Here is a 16,270-nt window from a genome sequence, read left to right on the forward strand (position 1 = left end):
TCATGAAAAAAACACTGACGCTGATCGCCGCCGCAACCCTGAGCGCCCTGAGCTTTGCCTCCTGGGCAGACACCCTGACCGTGGGTGCGTCTAACACCCCGCATGCGGAAATTCTGGAGCAGGCTAAGCCGATTCTGGCGAAGCAGGGTATCGACCTGGAGATTAAACCTTTCCAGGACTATATTCTGCCGAACACCGCGCTGGCGGGGCGTGATATCGACGCCAACTATTTCCAGCATATCCCTTATCTGAACAGTGTGCTGAAAGACCACGCCGGTGACAAAGAGTATGACTTTGTCAGCGCAGGCGCTATCCACATTGAGCCTATCGGTATCTACTCTAAAAAATACAAATCGCTGAAGGATCTGCCGGAAGGCGGCAAAATCATCATGCGTGACGCCGTGTCTGAAGAGGGCCGAATCCTCTCCATTTTTGAGAAAGAGGGCGTGATCAAGCTGAAGCCGGGTATCGACAAAGTAACCGCCCGCATTAGCGATATCGTGGAAAACCCGAAAAAACTGCAGTTTACGCCGAACGTGGAGGCCTCTCTACTGCCGCAGATGTATAACAACGACGAAGGCGCCGCCGTGGTGATTAACGCCAACTACGCGATTGATGCCGGTCTGGATCCGGTTCACGACCCCATCGCGGTAGAGAGCGGTGAGAACAACCCGTATGCCAACATCATCACCGTGCATCGTGGCGATGAGAAGAAGAAAGATATCGTGGCGCTGGTGGACGTGCTGCACTCGAAAGAGATTCAGGACTGGATCCGCACCAAATATAAAGGCGCGGTGATCCCGGTAAATAACTAATCCCCTGATTTATTTTAAAAAAGCCTGGTGGGCCACTCGCCGGGCTTTTTTTGTATATGAGGTATGAATGCTTTAAGCTGGCCTTTTCGGGCAAAGGAGTGAAAGCGATGGGCAATGTGAGCAAAGACGACGCGCTGTATCAGGAGATGTGCCGGGTGGTAGGAAAAGTGGTGCTTGAGATGCGTGATCTGGGACAGGAACCGAAGCATATTGTGATTGCCGGGGTAGTGAGAACATCACTGGCGAACCAACGCGTGAAGCGAAGTGAATTAACCACCGAAGCGATGGAGCGCGTCATTAAAGCGCTGGCAGGCTAACCACCACGCACGCGGGCGCTTTGCGCTGCCCGTCCGGTTTGTGCGAATTTCGCAAAACCTCTGCCGGTTTTGGTATTTCCCTCGTCCTCTTTCTGCTGCTTAACTAAGGGCAGGCTGAAATGACGAGGAACAGGACCATGCGAAAATGGATAAGTACGTTACGGCGGTTTTTTGCCACACCCGAAACGCGTGCAGAGAACAGTGCGCAACGTATTATTGAGTCGATTTTGCCCGTCGCCAGCCTGTATGGCGTGGACATCGCCACTATCGACCCGGAGTGGTTCCATGCGCAAACGCAACGTTAAAAACCGCCTCATGCGGGAAACTTACTGGAACGAGGTGTGCGTTCTGTGACCGGGATCCCCGGCACCTTTTGTCCGTAACCTGACAACCTGCTAAGGTTTCTGGCGTCTACCCACCACGCCAGCTAAACGGATGAACAGCAAAAACTTTATTAGACGTAGCCTCCTGCTCTGGCTCTCCTTTAGTCTGCTCTGTAGCGCGCTACTCTACGCCGAGCAAATCCGCCGTCAGTACTGGGATCGCGATCGGGATTTCAGCGCCCTCTGGTCAGCCATCGGTGCGGTACTCACCCAAAACGAATCGGTTCTGCCGTTGCTTAGCGGCGATGAAGATCTGCTGGCGTTGCGCAAAAAATTTCCGCAAATTGTGGCGCTGGAAAAAACGGCTAACCGTCCCCTCGATGCCGCACGCGTTGAACCCTCAGGCGGAAATCAATACTGGCTCTATAACCCCTGGCGACAAATCCGTGTGCGCATTGACCTGCAACCCATGCTGGATACCCACCACCGTTTTACCGCCTTGCGCCTGAATCTCACCGATCCTGTTGCCGCACCCGACACCACGGCCTTCTGGCACTGGCAGCGCCCGTTTCCTCAGCACACTCAACCGTTCTTGCTGAGCGCCGAGGCAAAGCCGGCCTGGTTTCAGGTCTCTGCCGGGCCGTTCATGCTGCTGATTCTGCTCTGCGGCGCGGTGACCGGGGTCGGCCGACTGTTCCTCTGGCAGCGTCTGCAGCGGCAGAATGCCGAACGCCGCGCCTGGTATTATCAGCATGCCCGCCTGAATACGCTGGGGGAGATCACCGCCGGGATTGTCCACGAAATTAACCAGCCGTTGACGGCCGCGCAGACCTGGATACAGGGTGCAAAGCGACAGGTGCGACAAGGGAATCTGGATGTCACAGGACAGGCACTGGACGCAGCCCTGGTGCAAACGCAGCGGATCAGCGCCTTGCTAAACCGCTTTCGTGAACATGTGGCCGAAGAGAAAGTGGATTTACAGGCGGTCGATCTGGCCGAGTGCTGGCAGCATGTGGGCAATTTACTGCAACATGAGCGCAGCGCGAAACATATTCGCATTACCCACGATTTTCCCCCTGATGGGCGCAGCATCCTGGCAGACCGTTTATGGCTGGAGCAGGTGCTGCATAACTTGCTCAGCAACGCCATTCAGGCCCAGCAAGAGCGCCCGGCGGGCTGGGTACATATTGCCAGCCAGCGTCGGGCTGAGCATCTCCTGGTAACATTAACCGACGGTGGCCCCGGCTTTACCCCCGAAGCCCTCGAGAAGGCCTTTATGCCGTTTTATAGCGGCCGGCAGGGGGGCATCGGGTTGGGGATGACCCTGACGGAGTCGCTGGTAGAGAGAATGAACGGCACGATTTCACTGCATAATGCGCCCGAAGGCGGAGCCCGGATCGCGCTGCAATTCACCCATCCGGAGGAGACAACACATGGGTAGTCACATCTATTTAATCGATGACGATGCGGCCATCCGGGAATCGTTAGCCTTTTTGCTCTCGGATATGGGCTGGCAGGTCGTTTCCTTCGAGAGCATTGCCGCCTTTATTGCCGTGCACGGCAGCGACCCATCCTTGACCGGCTGCCTGCTGCTGGATATGCGCATGCCGGGGAAAGGGGGATTGACGTGGCTGGAAGAGGGGCAGTGGCCGTGGCCGCTGCTGCCGGTGATCCTGATGACCGGACATGGGACCATCGACGCCTGTCGCCGGGCATTTCATAACGGGGTATTTGAGTTCTTCACCAAGCCTCTGGACGCCGATAAGCTTATCGAAACCCTCGGTCGCGCGCTGGAGGAGAGCACCGCGCGCATGACGCGCTGGCAGGAAAGCCGGCGCGTGCGAATCTTATTTGAGCAGCTCACCGCCCGCGAACATGAGGTGCTGAAAGCACTGATGGAAGGGCATAGTAACAAAGAGGTGGCGCAGCGGCTGCATCTCTCCCCGCGTACGGTAGAGGCGCACCGGGCGGCAGTCTTCGCCAAGCTGGGCGTCACCAGCCTGGTCCAGGCCATACGTGAATATGACAAATTGCAATCCGTATAACTACCAGGTGGATTGCGTAATCAACCGAATAACGTTTCATCGCGCGCTTTCGTACTCTGTGCCTGTTTCCCCTCACAAGAGAATGAGCGATGAAAAAGAGAATGATGGCAGCGGCCCTGATTGCGGGTCTGGTAAGCGTATCGGCACAGGCGCAGTCTGTCGCGCAGAAAAGCCTCTCATTGACCCAGGCCAATGCCCTGGCGACGGCGGCCATTCAGGCCTGCATGGCCAAAAACTATCAGGTCACGGTGACCGTGGTCGATCGCGCAGGGGTGGTAAAAGCCGTCCAGCGCACGGATAACGCGGGTCCGCATACGGTTAAGGCCAGTGAGATGAAAGCCTGGACTGCCCTGAGCACCAAAAATTCCTCGGGCAAGGTGATGGAGGCGGCGCAAAACAATACCGGGGCGCAAAACATGCGTGATGTTCCGGGCTTCTTACTGCTGGCGGGTGGGCTACCGGTGAAGGAGGGGGATGAGGTGATTGGGGCCATCGGTATCGGCGGCGCACCGGGGGGCCATCTTGATGAAGCCTGCGCTCAGCAAGCCATTGAAGGCCTCGATAAGTAATAAAAAGCCCCGAGGTATCGGGGCATTTCGTTTAGATCTTGCAGGCATCGCCGCAGTCGTTGTCCGCGATAATTTCCTGAGCTTTCTTATCTGCATCTTCCAGACGCTCTGCGTTACGCTCTTCTGCCTCATCCAGCCCGCTAAAGACCAGATTATCGAGATCGATTTCCATACATCACCTGCTTTATCAGTTTGATCATCGGCTCAGTATAGGCAGGTGACAGGCAAACTGCACGTCGCAATCTGTGCGGTTACGCGCGACGTTTCACACATGCACTGCATGGCGAGATTGTTGACGAGCGCTATACATTTGCTGACATATCCCTTACATTGCCCTCCTCATAATAAAACAAATAGTTCTCATTACTATTCGCATTGGCGCTCAGCGGGCATCAGACGCTGGCGTAAAAGACGATAAAGGGCAGGGCACAAGATGACATTTCTACGCAGAAAGCGTGGCAAGAAACTCGCCGCGTCGATCCCAGTTAAACCGCTTACCTTTTCTCTGCTGGCGGTGGCAATCCATGCGCTGGTGCAGCCGGCATATGCCGCTGACGAAGCAGACATGGTGGTGTATGGCAGCGGCGAAAGCACGGCTGAGTCACAGCAAGACTATGCGGTAAAAACCACGCGGGCGGGCACGAAAATGGTGCTGGCACCGCGCGACATCCCCCAGGCGGTGAGCGTGGTAACCACCCAGCGGATGGCGGATCAAAACCTCCAGTCGGTGGATGACGTCTTAACCAACGCCACGGGCGTTTCGTCCCAGGCCATCGACAGCGAGCGTAGTTATTACTATTCGCGCGGCTTTGCGATCACGAGCTTCTCTTACGATGACATCCCCACCGCCACGGGCGATGCGTGGAACTACGGCGACGCGGCGGGAGATACCGCCATCTATGATCGCATTGAAGTGGTGCGCGGGGCGACCGGGCTCATGACCGGGGCTGGCGATCCGGGGGCCTCTATTAACATGGTACGAAAAACAGCTGCCTCGAAAACCCCCGCAGCGAATATTAGCGCCAGCTACGGCAGCTGGAATGCACAGCGCTACGTCGCCGATCTCGCCACACCGCTTAACAGCGACGCCAGCCTGCGCGGGCGAGTGGTGACGGGGTATCAGGATCAAGACAGCTGGCTGGATCGCTACCATAAAAGAAAGAAATTCCTCTACGGCGTGGTGGATGCCGATCTGACCGAACGCACAACGTTATCGCTGGGCTGGGATTATCAGCAGAACAATACCGCTAATCCAACCTGGGGCGGCCTGCCGAGTCTTTATAGCAATGGCACCAGAACCCATTACAACCGCAGTACCAACACGGCGGCCGACTGGACGGGTTATGAAGTTGAATCACGTAAAGTCTTCGCGACCCTCACCCACGCCTGGGATAATGGCTGGACATTCCGCCTCAACGGGACGCACGGAGAGCAGACCTTTAACGATACCTTGCTGTATGTGATGGGCAACCCCGATGTGAACACTGGCGAAGGCACCACCGGCTGGGGCAGTAAAGATCGCGGCGAACGTAAGCTCGACGCCTGGGATGCGTATCTCAGCGGCCCCTTCGAGTTGTTGGGACGCCAGCATCAGCTGATGGCGGGAGCCAACTATAGCCGCCAGCATAATGCGACCGAAAGCCGGGATGGCCCGCTGGACAGCGAGCAGATGGGCATTTTTAGCAATAACTGGGACGGCAGCGTGGCAGAACCGACCTGGGGCGACTGGTATCAGAATGCGGATGATATTGTCCGGCAGAAATCAGCCTACACCGCAGCACGGTTGTCGATCACCGATCCGCTGTCGCTGATTCTGGGGGCGCGTTACACCCAGTACAACACCAACGGCAGCAGCGGTGAGATGCGTAAATATAATCTCACCCCTTATGGCGGCGTGGTTTATGACATCACCGACAGTCTGTCTGGCTACGCCAGCTATACCTCAATCTTCTCACCGCAGACAAAACGCGACACCCGCGGCGCATGGCTCTCGCCGGTGACCGGCAAAAATTATGAAACCGGTTTGAAAGCCGACTGGGCGGATGGCCGCCTGACGACCAATCTGGCAATTTTCCGCATTGAGCAGGAGCACGCCGCCGAGGCGATCAGCGGCCAGTTTGTTAACGGCTCCAGCGAGCAGGCCTATCAGGAGACGGAAGGCGCGGTGAGCAAAGGGGCTGAGCTGGAAGTTAACGGTGCCGTCACCGATAATCTGCAGCTCACCTTCAGCGCGACGCGTTACGTGGCGCGGGATAAGCGCGGCCGGTTTAACAGCTATGCGCCGCAAACGCAGCTCAAGCTCTTTACCCGTTACCAGCTTCCGATGCTGCCGGAATTGACAGTCGGCGGCGGCGTGAACTGGCAAAACCGGGTCTACAAAGACGTGACCGGGCCTGATGGCGAGACGCAGCGCCTCCATCAGGGCAGCTATCCGCTGGTGGATCTGTTTGCTCGCTATCAGCTGACCCGACAGCTGGCGGTGCAGGCGAACGTCAGCAACCTGTTTGATCGTGAATACTCTTCCTACCTGGATGACTCCGCCGTCTATGGCGATCCCCGTCACTTCTCGGTGAGCCTCAATTACCAGTTCTGATTTTCCTTCCCCGGCCTGGCCGGGGATTTTCTTGCAAAACGTGTCATCTCGCTTAATTCCCCTTCCGGTTTTACCTGCCGGTGGTACACTTTAAAACTGTGATCTTTGTCATGCAGTCATTAAAACCGAAAAAGAGACAGTGCTATGCAACATATCATTGAGGGTTTCCTCAACTTTCAGAAAGAAATTTTCCCACAACGTAAAGAACTGTTCCGCAGCCTGGCTTCCAGCCAGAACCCCAAAGCGCTTTTTATCTCCTGCTCCGACAGCCGCCTGGTACCGGAACTGGTCACCCAGCAGGAACCGGGACAGCTCTTTGTGATTCGTAACGCGGGCAACATCGTTCCGTCATTCGGCCCAGAGCCGGGCGGCGTGTCAGCAACCATCGAATATGCGGTGGTTGCGTTGGGCGTGACCGATATCGTGATTTGCGGCCACTCCAACTGTGGCGCGATGAAAGCCATCGCCGCCAACCAGGATCTGGAGCCGATGCCGGCTGTCGCCCACTGGTTACGTTACTCAGACGCGGCGAAAGCGGTAGTGGATAAGAAAAGCTGGGAAAACGAGACAGATAAAGTGAACGCGATGGTGCAGGAAAACGTCATTGCGCAGCTTAATAACATTAAAACCCATCCGTCTGTCGCGGTCGGCCTGCGTAACAACGCGCTGCGCCTGCATGGCTGGGTCTACGATATTGAAAGCGGTGTGATTCATGCGCTGGATAAAAACAGCAAATCGTTCGTTTCGCTTTCGGATAATCCGGACGTTTACTGCGAATAATCTAAACGCGGCTCAGGCCGCGTTTTTTTATCCCCTCTGCCAGTAGAGAGGCGAGCCAAACGCCTCCAGATAGTAATCAATTACCGCCCTGACATTCAGAGAAGGATGACGCGCATCGGGATAAAGTGCCGAAATCAGTTGCGGCTCGGTATTGATGGTCGCCTCAAGTTCGGGCAGTAGCGCAACAAGTTCCCCGCTTTGCAGCTTATCGCCAATCAGCCAGTCCGGAAACAGCACCAATCCCATCCCCCCCAGCGCGGCGATGAGCAAAGCCTCCGCATTGTTAGAGGTCATCAAGGGCGACACAGGGTAGTGTGTCCAGTCAGCGCCCATCGCGCGGAAAAACCAGCGGTTAGGACCCGAAGAACCCCGGTACACCAGACAACGGTGAGATGAAAGGTCGTCAGGGCTCGCCGGCGTGCCAGAGCGGCGGAGATATCCGGGGGCGGCGGCCAGATGATACACCTGGCGTCCGAAGGTACGGGCGTGAAACGACGAGTTGGTCAGCGCGCCGATGCGAAAGATCACATCAGCAGCGTCTTTATGCGGATCGATATAGTCGTCGGTCAGAATGAGCTCGATATCCAGTCCCGGATAGCGCTCGCTCAGGCCCGGCAGGGCAGGGGCAACGTGCCGCTGGCCGAAAAACACCGGAGCGTTAATACGCACCAGACCGGTGGGCTGCTGGGTTCTGGCGGCTAGCTCCCGACGCGCCTCGTCGAGGCTGCGAGTCATCTCTCGGGCATAGCGGATAAACAGATGACCATTTTCGGTGGGGATGATTGAGCGCGTGTTGCGATAGAAGAGCTGCTGACCGAGCGCATCTTCAAGCTGATGGATCACCCGCGACACCTGTGAAGCCGAGATCCCCTGTTGGCGTGCCACCACGGAAAAATTATGCGTCTCATAGACTTCTATAAAAATCAGCAAGGTACGCAGGGTGATACTACCCGAATCGGTCATTGATGCAGATCCTGCAAAGGTGTTTATCCTATTGTAGCATTTTTCTCATGAATACAAACGCGTACCCTTCCGGACCTGAACAACAAAAGAGTCACTACTATGCAATTTTTATTGATCGGGTTAGTCATTGCCGGAGGGATGGGACTGTCCGTAGAGGCCGGTCTGCTGGGGCCGCTGGGACAAGAGGTGGGCGATTTATGGGCAACGTTGAGCATATTTGGCGTAGGCGCGGCATTAACGTTTTTGCTGATGCTCTTTTTTAGTCCACGTAATGCGCCTTCGTATTTTTCGCAACCCGGTTGGCAGCTGCTGGGCGGCATTCTTGGGCCGGTTTACGTCATTATCCTGACGGTTACCACTCCGATGATCGGCATTGCGCTAACGATGATAGGTATTCTGGCCGGGCAGGTGTTCAAAAGCCTGGTGATCGATCATTACGGCCTGTTTGGTACGCCGCACCGTAAAATTGACCGTAAACGACTTCTTGCGCTGCTGTTTATTATTGCCGCGCTCATTTTCGTCGCGCAGGGGTAAGATATGACGATAATAATGGTTATGCTCGCTGTGATTGGCGGGGCGATGTTGAGTATTCAGGCTGCGATTAATGGGCAGCTTGGTAGTAAAGTGGGGGTCTTCAAGAGCGCATTTCTGACCTTTTCAGTGGGCGCGTTGGTGACGTCGCTGCTTATCCTCTTCTTTGAACCCGCTCATCCGGTCACGCTGCTGGATGTTCCGAAATGGCAACTGGTCGGGGCGCTGTTTGGCGTCCCTTACATCATTATTATGGTGATAGCGGTGCAACGCATCGGCACCGCCGTAGCCACGGTGGCGGTCATTTTCGGGCAACTGGCCATGAGCCTGCTTATCGACAATTTTGGCTGGCTGGGCAATGCGGCCATCCCTTTTTCCTTCAACCGCTTTGGCGCCGTGATCTGCCTGGGCATTGCCCTGTGCTTTATCTACGCCAGCAGCGTTGCTGAAAAACGACGCTCATAGCGCCCCCGTTGTGCCACGCCGACGCTAGTCTAAGCGTCGGCGTATCCGTTGCGACGGAGAGAGAATGGCCCTCGCCATGGCGGCACCAATGTCAGCACTTTCGGTCAGACCCTGCACAAAGGGTCTGTCCTGCATCAGCCATGGCAGGGCACCAAAGGCGATGCGGCCCCGTGCTTCGACGGGATCGTGCAGAGTGTAATTCTCGGTCACGTCCGGAATGTCGTCCCCGACGGCCTGAACCTGTTCGCGCAGGCGTGGGAACGGCAGATCTTTGGTTTTTAGTGCCCGCTGACCGCGTGCGTCAATATAGACATCAAATTCATAGCGCTGCTCGTCAGTGGTAATGATGGTTCGGTCTTCCTGAATATCCAGACGGTAGTCGGTGCCCAGCGCGATAATGTTGATGATCCCGGCCTCACGCAGTGCAAGCAGGCGGCGAATCGACTGCGAGGGGATAGCCGCATAGTTATCGATAAAGACCCGGGCCAGACCGGATTTAAACCGTTTTCTGTCGTCATCGTTCAGGTGAGGCACGATCTCCTGAACCGGCTCATGCATACGCAAAATAGCGTATCGCCAGGGGACGGTATGCTTGTTACGTTTGTTCTCCTCGACTTCACGCAGATTCTCTTCGGCCCATTTAAAAGGGTCATGCTCACGACGTTCAGCGAACCAGGCTTTTGAGAAGCTATCTGCATCATGGGTCGCAAGCGCGATATGGTCACTCCAGGCCGGATCGGCAAGGCTAATCTCCTTTACCATCAGGGCAAAGACGCGGTCGAGTAACCCCTCCGGGCCCTGTTCGATTTCAGCCTTTAGCGCGGCGTCTGTGACCACCTCAAGGGGCTCGTAGGGCAGCGGACAGTAAAAGTCCGCTTCGGGAAACACTCCGGTGCGCGACATTAACGCTACCTTCAACCCTTCACGGCCATCATCGAGCTCAAAGCGGCACGGCTGTGCATCAGATTCGAAAAACGTCCCGTGCTGGATCACCACCGCCATGGCCGCATCGAGACCACTCAATGAGGTGCCCATAATGCCCACCCGACAGGCCGGAACCGTTGCTTCCATCAGGCCGGACCAGGGGCTTGGGAAATACGTGCGGCTAGATTCCTCTTCATCCGGCCAGACGTGCCCGGTAGCAATCGCAACAAAATCATAATTACGCGGCTCGGGTGCCGCATCTTCCCACAGCATGACCCCCTCTTGTGTTGCTTGCAGATCAGTAACCTGACAAGACTCTTTTATCTCAACGTCGAAGCCTTGTTTTTTCGCCTGTTCCACGCAGGCTAGAAAGCGATCGCGCAGGTATTCGCCCAGCAGCAAGCGCGGCAGAAACTGGCGATCGTGCAGGGAGTCTCGTGCAACGTCATAACGGGCCAAATGTTCAACAGGTTGCAGACGTAGCCAGTCGAGGTAAGTCATAAAGAGAGGGGGGATTTCGATACTGGCGATGTTGGCCAGCATCATCCTGGAGTTATCGTCATGGCTGTACGGCATGCCGATACCGGCTTTTTCACCCTGTTCATAAACCGTAATCGATAACGCTTCTTTCGCCTCAAGTAACGAAAAGAACGTATAAATCCCTGTGGGACCCGAGCCGACAATCGCTATTTTTTTCATTTTTTTATGCATCCTTATCTCAACGCCATGCCGAAAAAAGTCCTCTGGATCAAGTGTGGACGAAAAATGTGAAACCCGGCAGGTCTGGCGCGTAAACGAGGCACGAAGTGCGTAAAAAATGATCTGCCACAGGCGAATACTGACTTCAGAAAGCATATGACCTTGCGATAAACAACAATCAGGAGGGAGATGCTATGAACGAACAGAATCCGTATTCCGTCACCAATTTTGACTTTCTGGCGCGCAGTTTTGCCCGGATGCAGGCGATGGGACGACCCGTTGATATTGGTGCCGTCACTGGCAATATGAATGACGAACAAAAGGTCTGGTTTCGGGAAAGATACCAACGTTACCTGGAGCAAGCCACAAGGGCAAAGGAAAAAGCACTGAGCTAATCATCACGACCAACGGGCTTTCGGGCCCGTTTTCTTTTCGTCGAAAAGGGGTGATTAAAAAGAGAGGCACTGAGATTCAGCAGAATGGTGCGTCCGGGTGAATCCGTCCACCGCCCCCCATTCTGTCAATCGGTTAGGGCTACCAACATATTCTGTTCAGCTAATAGCGACCTGCCTGGACATTTACCTGACGAGATACTTTGTAGATGTTGTTAACGCTGTCTCTTATTTACGCTGTTGATTTCGCCTTCAGTATCGAATAAAAAAATAGTCTGCGGTTCGTCTTCGGCGCTGCATAATCAGAATTGCTGCATAATCAGAATTAATAAACGCGCAATCCTCTCTGAAATTCTTAAACAAAAAATGCTGGAGATATTTTTTTGTTTGATAATGGAGTCAATCTCAGCGCAAGCCTGCAAGAACAGATCGAAGAACATTCTTAATGGAATGATCGCCATAAGAGCAGTAATAAAGATACGTTGTTAAATGGAGTGATCCAAATCAATAAATAATGATAATTTCGATATAAAATTTATGATTCTTATTTTGCTAGCCTATATATCTACCCTTTTCAAACAAAGCAGTTGATTTCTCTTATCTGTCAGGCATGCGTAATGTTCATCATATTCTCAATGCAGAAGAAAATTCTTAAGTAATTTCTTATGGTGGCCCTAAGATCTAAAATGTTGATCTTTATTAGTGGTTTACACTATTATCGCTTTTGCAATAAAGTGCCCATCCACTCAATAAACATTTTGCAAGGAAAGGGAATGCTATGGCTGATACGTTCCAGAATGAAGTGCCAAAAGCACGAATAAATTTAAAATTGAGCCTGCATACAGGGGGCGCGCAGAAGAAAATCGAACTGCCGCTTAAACTCCTCGCCATGGGTGATTTCAGTAATGGCAAAGAATCCCGACCATTATCTGAACGAGAGAAAATCAACGTCAATAAAAACAACTTCAACAGCGTGCTTTCAGAATTTAATCCAGAGGTGAACCTGAGCGTTAAGAATACGCTGGCAAACAGTGACTCCGCAGAAAATGTAAAGCTGAGTTTTTCCGATATCAAAGATTTCGAGCCAGAACAGGTTGCTCGTCAAATACCTCAACTTCGCGCCATGCTGGCAATGCGTAATTTATTACGCGACCTTAAATCCAATCTCCTTGATAACGCCACTTTCAGAAAAGAGCTCGAGAAAATTCTCAAAGATCCGGCTCTGTCTCAGGAATTACGCGACGAAATGAGTGCGCTGGCCCCGAAATAACCGTCGGGCCTCTCTTTTAATGGATTAATCGGGAACATGCTGATGACTGTCAATACTGAAACTGCTGCGGCACCGGGTCATACTACGGTGCTGGAAAATGAGAGCGTTTACGCCTCCCTGTTCGAAAAAATTAATCTGACGCCGGCTTCCCATCTTGGCGATATCAACGCCTTTATGGATGATGCTGCCCTTGCCGATGCGCCTGCGGGCGAGCGTTTGACGGCGGCGATGCAGGTCTTTATGGACTGTATCCGTAAATCCGGACAGCAAGTAGAAAAGCTCGACAAGACCTTGATCGATCACCATATCGCCGAACTGGATTACCAGATCAGCCGCCAGCTTGATGCGGTAATGCACCATCCTGAATTCCAGAAAGTTGAATCCCTGTGGCGCGGCCTGAAACAACTGGTCGACAATACCGACTATCGCCAGAACGTGAAAACCGAAATTCTGGATGTGTCCAAAGACGATCTGCGTCAGGACTTCGAGGACGCGCCGGAACTGATTCAGAGCGGCCTCTACTGGCACACCTACACCGCCGAATATGATACCCCGGGCGGTGAGCCGATCGGTTCGGTGATCTCCTCTTACGAGTTTGACGCCAGCCCGCAGGATATCGCGCTGCTGCGCAACATCTCCAACGTCTCCGCCGCGGCACATATGCCGTTTATCGGCTCCGTTGGCCCGACATTCTTCCTGAAAGACTCCATGGAAGAGGTGGCCGCGATTAAGGATATCGCTAACTACTTCGACCGCGCCGAATACATCAAGTGGAAATCCTTCCGTGACACCGACGACTCCCGCTACATCGGGCTGGTAATGCCGCGCGTGCTGGGCCGCCTGCCGTACGGTCCGGACACCGTACCGGTGCGTAGCTTCAACTACGTTGAGCAGGTGAAAGGCCCGGATCACGAGAAATACCTCTGGACCAGCGCGGCGTTCTCCTTCGCCTCCAATATGGTGAAGAGTTTCATCAACAACGGCTGGTGCGTGCAGATCCGTGGCCCGCAGGCGGGCGGGGCGGTGAAAGATCTGCCTATCCACCTGTATGATCTGGGCACCGGCAACCAGGTGAAAATCCCGTCAGAGGTGATGATCCCGGAAACCCGCGAGTTCGAATTCGCCAATCTCGGCTTTATCCCGCTATCTTACTATAAGAACCGCGATTACGCCTGCTTCTTCTCGGCGAACTCTGCCCAGAAACCGGCGCTGTACGACACCGCCGATGCGACCGCCAACAGCCGCATCAACGCGCGTCTGCCGTACATCTTCCTGCTGTCGCGCATTGCCCACTACCTGAAGCTGATCCAGCGTGAAAACATCGGCACCACCAAGGATCGCCGCCTGCTGGAGCTGGAGCTGAACACCTGGGTGCGGGGTCTGGTGACCGAAATGACCGATCCGGGCGACGCGCTGCAGGCATCCCATCCGCTGCGCGATGCGAAGGTGGTAGTGGAAGACATCGAGGACAACCCGGGCTTCTTCCGCGTGCGTCTGTATGCGGTGCCGCACTTCCAGGTGGAAGGGATGGACGTGAACCTGTCTCTGGTCAGCCAGATGCCGAAAGCGAAAGCGTAAGGCGGTAGCAGGGATGAAAATTTATCGTCCGTTATGGAGTGACGGGGCGTTTCTGGCCCCGCAACAGTTCCAGCAGCAGGCCCGCTGGGATGCGCACGTTGCTGATAACGTCGCGCGAATGGCGCTGGCGCATCCCTGGGGTGTGCTGTGCGCTGAGTTTGACGACAGCGCACTGTCGCTCTCCCGCCTCAATGCCACGCGTCTGGCGGTACGTTTTGCCGACGGAACGTTGGTGGACACGGATCTGGCGGATAACCTGCCGCCGGTATGTGATGTGTCCGCAGTGGGGCAGGAGAGTGTAGAGGTGCTGCTGTGTCTGCCACTGCTCAGCGCGAACGGCGGTAATCTGGATGACGGGCGCGACAGCGCCCGTCCTCGTCGCTGGATGTCTGAGCGGGTGACGGTTCAGGAGCTTGCCGGTCATGAACGTAGCGATCTGGCGGTACTGCGTCATGCGCTGACGCTGCGGCTGTCCACTCAGGAAAACAGCGCGTACCTGACCTGCCCGGTGGCGAAGCTTACCCGCAATACGCAGGGTCAGTGGGTTCGGGATGCCGAATTTATCCCACCGCTACTGTTGCTGGAGGCCAGTCCCGTCCTGACGGGTGAACTCAGGGATCTCCTGCACCGCCTGTCAGCACGACGTAAGCGTCTGATGTCGATGCGACGTGAAAGCAATGAGCGGATGGCGGATTTCGCCGTGGCGGACGTTTCCCTGTTCTGGCTGCTTAATGCCCTAAATAGCGCCGAGCCCGTGCTGACAGAGCTGCACCAGACGCCGACACGCCACCCTGAACTGCTGTATCGGGAGCTGGCACGGCTTGCCGGCAGCCTGTTGACGTTTTCTCTCGAGCACAACGCCGACGATATACCTCCTTACCGGCACGACACGCCGGAGCGAGTGTTTCCGCCGCTGTTTACCCTTCTGGATCATCTTCTGGAGGCCAGCCTGCCGTCGCGGGTTATCGCCATTGCGCTGGAACAGGGAGAGGACCAGGAAATCTGGCGCGGAAAACTGCACGATGCGCGGCTGCGCGAAGGCGCCGATTTCTATCTCTCCGTGCGTTCTTCCATGCCAAACCACGAACTGCAGACCCGCTTCCCGCAGCTGTGTAAAGCAGGCAGCCATGACGATGTGTCTGAGGTGGTCAATATCGCCCTGAGCGGCATGGTCATTAAACCGCTGAGCCATGTCCCTGCGGCTATCCCGCTGCGTCTGGAGAACCAGTACTTTGCGCTTGACCTGTCCACCGATGCGGCCCGCGCCATGCTGGAAGCAGGAAACTGCACCTTCTACACGCCGCAATCGCTGGGTGACGTGAAACTTGAACTCTTTGCGGTGCTGCGCTCATGAATACCCCGGATATAAACCTGATTAACCAAACCTTTTATCCAGGCTGGCTGATGGTCAGCCAGTTGCGAAGTGGCCATGAGATCCAGGACGGCGAGGCGCTTTACCGCCGCGCCTGCCGGTGGGTGAAGGATGCCCGCGAATCTCTGACTCAGGCGGGCTTCAGCGAGCTGAGCTGTGACCGGATGTTATATGCCTACTGCGCCCTGCTGGATGAGAGCGTACTCAACCGTGACAGGCAGGATGATGGCTACCGCAGGTGGCGTAAAGATCCGTTGCAGGCCCGGTTTTTTAGCACCCTGAACGCGGGTGAAGAGCTGTGGGAGCGCATCCGCCTCATCCTGCGGGAACCCGCGCCGGATGTTGCGGTACTGACCTGCCTGTACCGGACGTTACAGCTCGGTTTTGTCGGCGAATACCGTGCGCAAAATGACGAGCGGCGCGAGGACGTGATCCGTGCGCTCAGCGAGCATGTCCCGCCCTTTACCCTGACGCAGGATTCGCCTGTGGTGGTCAAGGCACCAGGGCTGCGCAGTGGACGCAGGCTCTACTGGCTGGGCTGGGCGGCAGGCTTTGCGGTGCTGGTGGCGCTGTGGTTCACCTTTTCCTCAGTACTGGCGCAGATGGTGTCACATATTGCAGGGCAGGGATAAGG

The 16,270-nt window shown here is 55.3% G+C and carries 18 protein-coding genes; 15 read left to right on the forward strand and 3 right to left on the reverse strand.

The features are described from left to right. Positions 1-2 precede the first annotated feature (2 nt). The 6 genes from B2Q93_RS01055 to B2Q93_RS01080 all read left to right on the forward strand — a co-directional run bounded on the left by B2Q93_RS01055 (position 3) and on the right by B2Q93_RS01080 (position 4,069). Positions 3-815 carry a MetQ/NlpA family ABC transporter substrate-binding protein gene (locus B2Q93_RS01055; RefSeq protein ID WP_039029111.1) on the forward strand — a complete coding sequence of 271 codons (813 nt, stop codon included), beginning with the start codon at positions 3-5 and terminating at the stop codon, positions 813-815. Between the two features lie 107 nt (positions 816-922). Beyond that, positions 923-1,132, forward strand: a complete 210-nt coding sequence (gene fumD / locus B2Q93_RS01060) for a fumarate hydratase FumD (protein WP_040075964.1) — start codon at positions 923-925, stop codon at positions 1,130-1,132. Positions 1,133-1,269: 137 nt separating this feature from the next. Continuing rightward, a complete protein-coding gene (locus B2Q93_RS01065) occupies positions 1,270-1,437 on the forward strand; it encodes a hypothetical protein (protein WP_046885936.1) in 168 nt (55 codons plus the stop codon). A gap of 130 nt (positions 1,438-1,567) precedes the next feature. Beyond that, positions 1,568-2,896 (forward strand): sensor histidine kinase, encoded by a 1,329-nt coding sequence (locus B2Q93_RS01070; protein WP_286931621.1) that lies wholly within the window; start codon positions 1,568-1,570, stop codon positions 2,894-2,896. Continuing rightward, positions 2,889-3,500 (forward strand): response regulator transcription factor, encoded by a 612-nt coding sequence (locus B2Q93_RS01075; RefSeq protein ID WP_286931622.1) that lies wholly within the window; start codon positions 2,889-2,891, stop codon positions 3,498-3,500. The genes B2Q93_RS01070 and B2Q93_RS01075 overlap by 8 nt, the downstream gene beginning before the upstream one ends. An 89-nt stretch (positions 3,501-3,589) precedes the next feature. Further along, the gene (locus tag B2Q93_RS01080; protein WP_286931623.1) at positions 3,590-4,069 is read left to right on the forward strand and encodes a GlcG/HbpS family heme-binding protein; all 480 of its coding nucleotides are present in this window, start codon (positions 3,590-3,592) and stop codon (positions 4,067-4,069) included. A gap of 31 nt (positions 4,070-4,100) precedes the next feature. Here the strand turns inward: B2Q93_RS01080 and B2Q93_RS01085 are convergent, their stop codons facing one another. Further along, positions 4,101-4,241 carry a hypothetical protein gene (locus B2Q93_RS01085; protein ID WP_046885940.1) on the reverse strand — a complete coding sequence of 47 codons (141 nt, stop codon included), beginning with the start codon at positions 4,239-4,241 and terminating at the stop codon, positions 4,101-4,103. Positions 4,242-4,502: 261 nt separating this feature from the next. Here B2Q93_RS01085 and fhuE point away from each other — a divergent pair, with 261 nt between their 5' ends. After that, a complete protein-coding gene (gene fhuE, locus B2Q93_RS01090) occupies positions 4,503-6,662 on the forward strand; it encodes a ferric-rhodotorulic acid/ferric-coprogen receptor FhuE (protein WP_286931624.1) in 2,160 nt (719 codons plus the stop codon). A 144-nt stretch (positions 6,663-6,806) separates the two neighbouring features. After that, positions 6,807-7,442, forward strand: coding sequence for a carbonic anhydrase (locus B2Q93_RS01095; protein WP_040075960.1), 636 nt, complete (start codon positions 6,807-6,809; stop codon positions 7,440-7,442). Between the two features lie 27 nt (positions 7,443-7,469). Here the strand turns inward: B2Q93_RS01095 and B2Q93_RS01100 are convergent, their stop codons facing one another. Then, a complete protein-coding gene (locus B2Q93_RS01100; protein ID WP_040075959.1) occupies positions 7,470-8,405 on the reverse strand; it encodes a LysR family transcriptional regulator in 936 nt (311 codons plus the stop codon). Between the two features lie 99 nt (positions 8,406-8,504). On the opposite strand from B2Q93_RS01100, the gene B2Q93_RS01105 reads away from it, so the two are divergent. Together B2Q93_RS01105 and B2Q93_RS01110 are read left to right on the forward strand one after the other, a co-directional pair. Beyond that, positions 8,505-8,939: a DMT family transporter gene (locus B2Q93_RS01105; RefSeq protein WP_286931625.1), complete on the forward strand. Its 435-nt coding sequence runs from the start codon at positions 8,505-8,507 to the stop codon at positions 8,937-8,939. A gap of 3 nt (positions 8,940-8,942) precedes the next feature. Then, positions 8,943-9,401: a DMT family transporter gene (locus B2Q93_RS01110; RefSeq protein WP_212477961.1), complete on the forward strand. Its 459-nt coding sequence runs from the start codon at positions 8,943-8,945 to the stop codon at positions 9,399-9,401. A 24-nt stretch (positions 9,402-9,425) separates the two neighbouring features. Here the strand turns inward: B2Q93_RS01110 and B2Q93_RS01115 are convergent, their stop codons facing one another. Next, entirely contained in the window at positions 9,426-11,024 is a 1,599-nt protein-coding gene (locus B2Q93_RS01115) for an FAD-NAD(P)-binding protein (RefSeq protein ID WP_286931626.1), read from the reverse strand. A 194-nt stretch (positions 11,025-11,218) separates the two neighbouring features. On the opposite strand from B2Q93_RS01115, the gene glgS reads away from it, so the two are divergent. From glgS to tssL, 5 genes are all read left to right on the forward strand, one after another. Next, the gene (glgS, locus tag B2Q93_RS01120; protein WP_207293611.1) at positions 11,219-11,419 is read left to right on the forward strand and encodes a cell surface composition regulator GlgS; all 201 of its coding nucleotides are present in this window, start codon (positions 11,219-11,221) and stop codon (positions 11,417-11,419) included. Between the two features lie 775 nt (positions 11,420-12,194). Then, positions 12,195-12,686, forward strand: a complete 492-nt coding sequence (gene tssB / locus B2Q93_RS01125) for a type VI secretion system contractile sheath small subunit (RefSeq protein WP_212477964.1) — start codon at positions 12,195-12,197, stop codon at positions 12,684-12,686. Positions 12,687-12,728: 42 nt separating this feature from the next. Further along, entirely contained in the window at positions 12,729-14,264 is a 1,536-nt protein-coding gene (tssC, locus tag B2Q93_RS01130; protein ID WP_286931627.1) for a type VI secretion system contractile sheath large subunit, read from the forward strand. Positions 14,265-14,277: 13 nt separating this feature from the next. Beyond that, positions 14,278-15,618, forward strand: coding sequence for a type VI secretion system baseplate subunit TssK (gene tssK / locus B2Q93_RS01135; RefSeq protein WP_286931628.1), 1,341 nt, complete (start codon positions 14,278-14,280; stop codon positions 15,616-15,618). Further along, positions 15,615-16,268: a type VI secretion system protein TssL, short form gene (gene tssL, locus B2Q93_RS01140; RefSeq protein WP_286931629.1), complete on the forward strand. Its 654-nt coding sequence runs from the start codon at positions 15,615-15,617 to the stop codon at positions 16,266-16,268. The genes tssK and tssL overlap by 4 nt, the downstream gene beginning before the upstream one ends. The last annotated feature ends 2 nt before the right edge of the window (positions 16,269-16,270 follow it).

It is taken from the genome of Leclercia sp. UBA5958, assembly GCF_002430365.1.
Classification (GTDB): Bacteria; Pseudomonadota; Gammaproteobacteria; order Enterobacterales; family Enterobacteriaceae; genus Enterobacter; species Enterobacter pneumoniae.

Bases quoted from the DNA above. Each gene is read 5' to 3' on its own strand.
- B2Q93_RS01055 (WP_039029111.1), top strand. From the start codon at position 3: ATGAAAAAAACACTGACGCTGATCGCCGCCGCAACCCTGAGCGCCCTG.
- fumD (WP_040075964.1), top strand. From the start codon at position 923: ATGGGCAATGTGAGCAAAGACGACGCGCTGTATCAGGAGATGTGCCGG.
- B2Q93_RS01065 (WP_046885936.1), top strand. From the start codon at position 1,270: ATGCGAAAATGGATAAGTACGTTACGGCGGTTTTTTGCCACACCCGAA.
- B2Q93_RS01070 (WP_286931621.1), top strand. From the start codon at position 1,568: ATGAACAGCAAAAACTTTATTAGACGTAGCCTCCTGCTCTGGCTCTCC.
- B2Q93_RS01075 (WP_286931622.1), top strand. From the start codon at position 2,889: ATGGGTAGTCACATCTATTTAATCGATGACGATGCGGCCATCCGGGAA.
- B2Q93_RS01080 (WP_286931623.1), top strand. From the start codon at position 3,590: ATGAAAAAGAGAATGATGGCAGCGGCCCTGATTGCGGGTCTGGTAAGC.
- B2Q93_RS01085 (WP_046885940.1), bottom strand. From the start codon at position 4,241: ATGGAAATCGATCTCGATAATCTGGTCTTTAGCGGGCTGGATGAGGCA.
- fhuE (WP_286931624.1), top strand. From the start codon at position 4,503: ATGACATTTCTACGCAGAAAGCGTGGCAAGAAACTCGCCGCGTCGATC.
- B2Q93_RS01095 (WP_040075960.1), top strand. From the start codon at position 6,807: ATGCAACATATCATTGAGGGTTTCCTCAACTTTCAGAAAGAAATTTTC.
- B2Q93_RS01100 (WP_040075959.1), bottom strand. From the start codon at position 8,405: ATGACCGATTCGGGTAGTATCACCCTGCGTACCTTGCTGATTTTTATA.
- B2Q93_RS01105 (WP_286931625.1), top strand. From the start codon at position 8,505: ATGCAATTTTTATTGATCGGGTTAGTCATTGCCGGAGGGATGGGACTG.
- B2Q93_RS01110 (WP_212477961.1), top strand. From the start codon at position 8,943: ATGACGATAATAATGGTTATGCTCGCTGTGATTGGCGGGGCGATGTTG.
- B2Q93_RS01115 (WP_286931626.1), bottom strand. From the start codon at position 11,024: ATGAAAAAAATAGCGATTGTCGGCTCGGGTCCCACAGGGATTTATACG.
- glgS (WP_207293611.1), top strand. From the start codon at position 11,219: ATGAACGAACAGAATCCGTATTCCGTCACCAATTTTGACTTTCTGGCG.
- tssB (WP_212477964.1), top strand. From the start codon at position 12,195: ATGGCTGATACGTTCCAGAATGAAGTGCCAAAAGCACGAATAAATTTA.
- tssC (WP_286931627.1), top strand. From the start codon at position 12,729: ATGACTGTCAATACTGAAACTGCTGCGGCACCGGGTCATACTACGGTG.
- tssK (WP_286931628.1), top strand. From the start codon at position 14,278: ATGAAAATTTATCGTCCGTTATGGAGTGACGGGGCGTTTCTGGCCCCG.
- tssL (WP_286931629.1), top strand. From the start codon at position 15,615: ATGAATACCCCGGATATAAACCTGATTAACCAAACCTTTTATCCAGGC.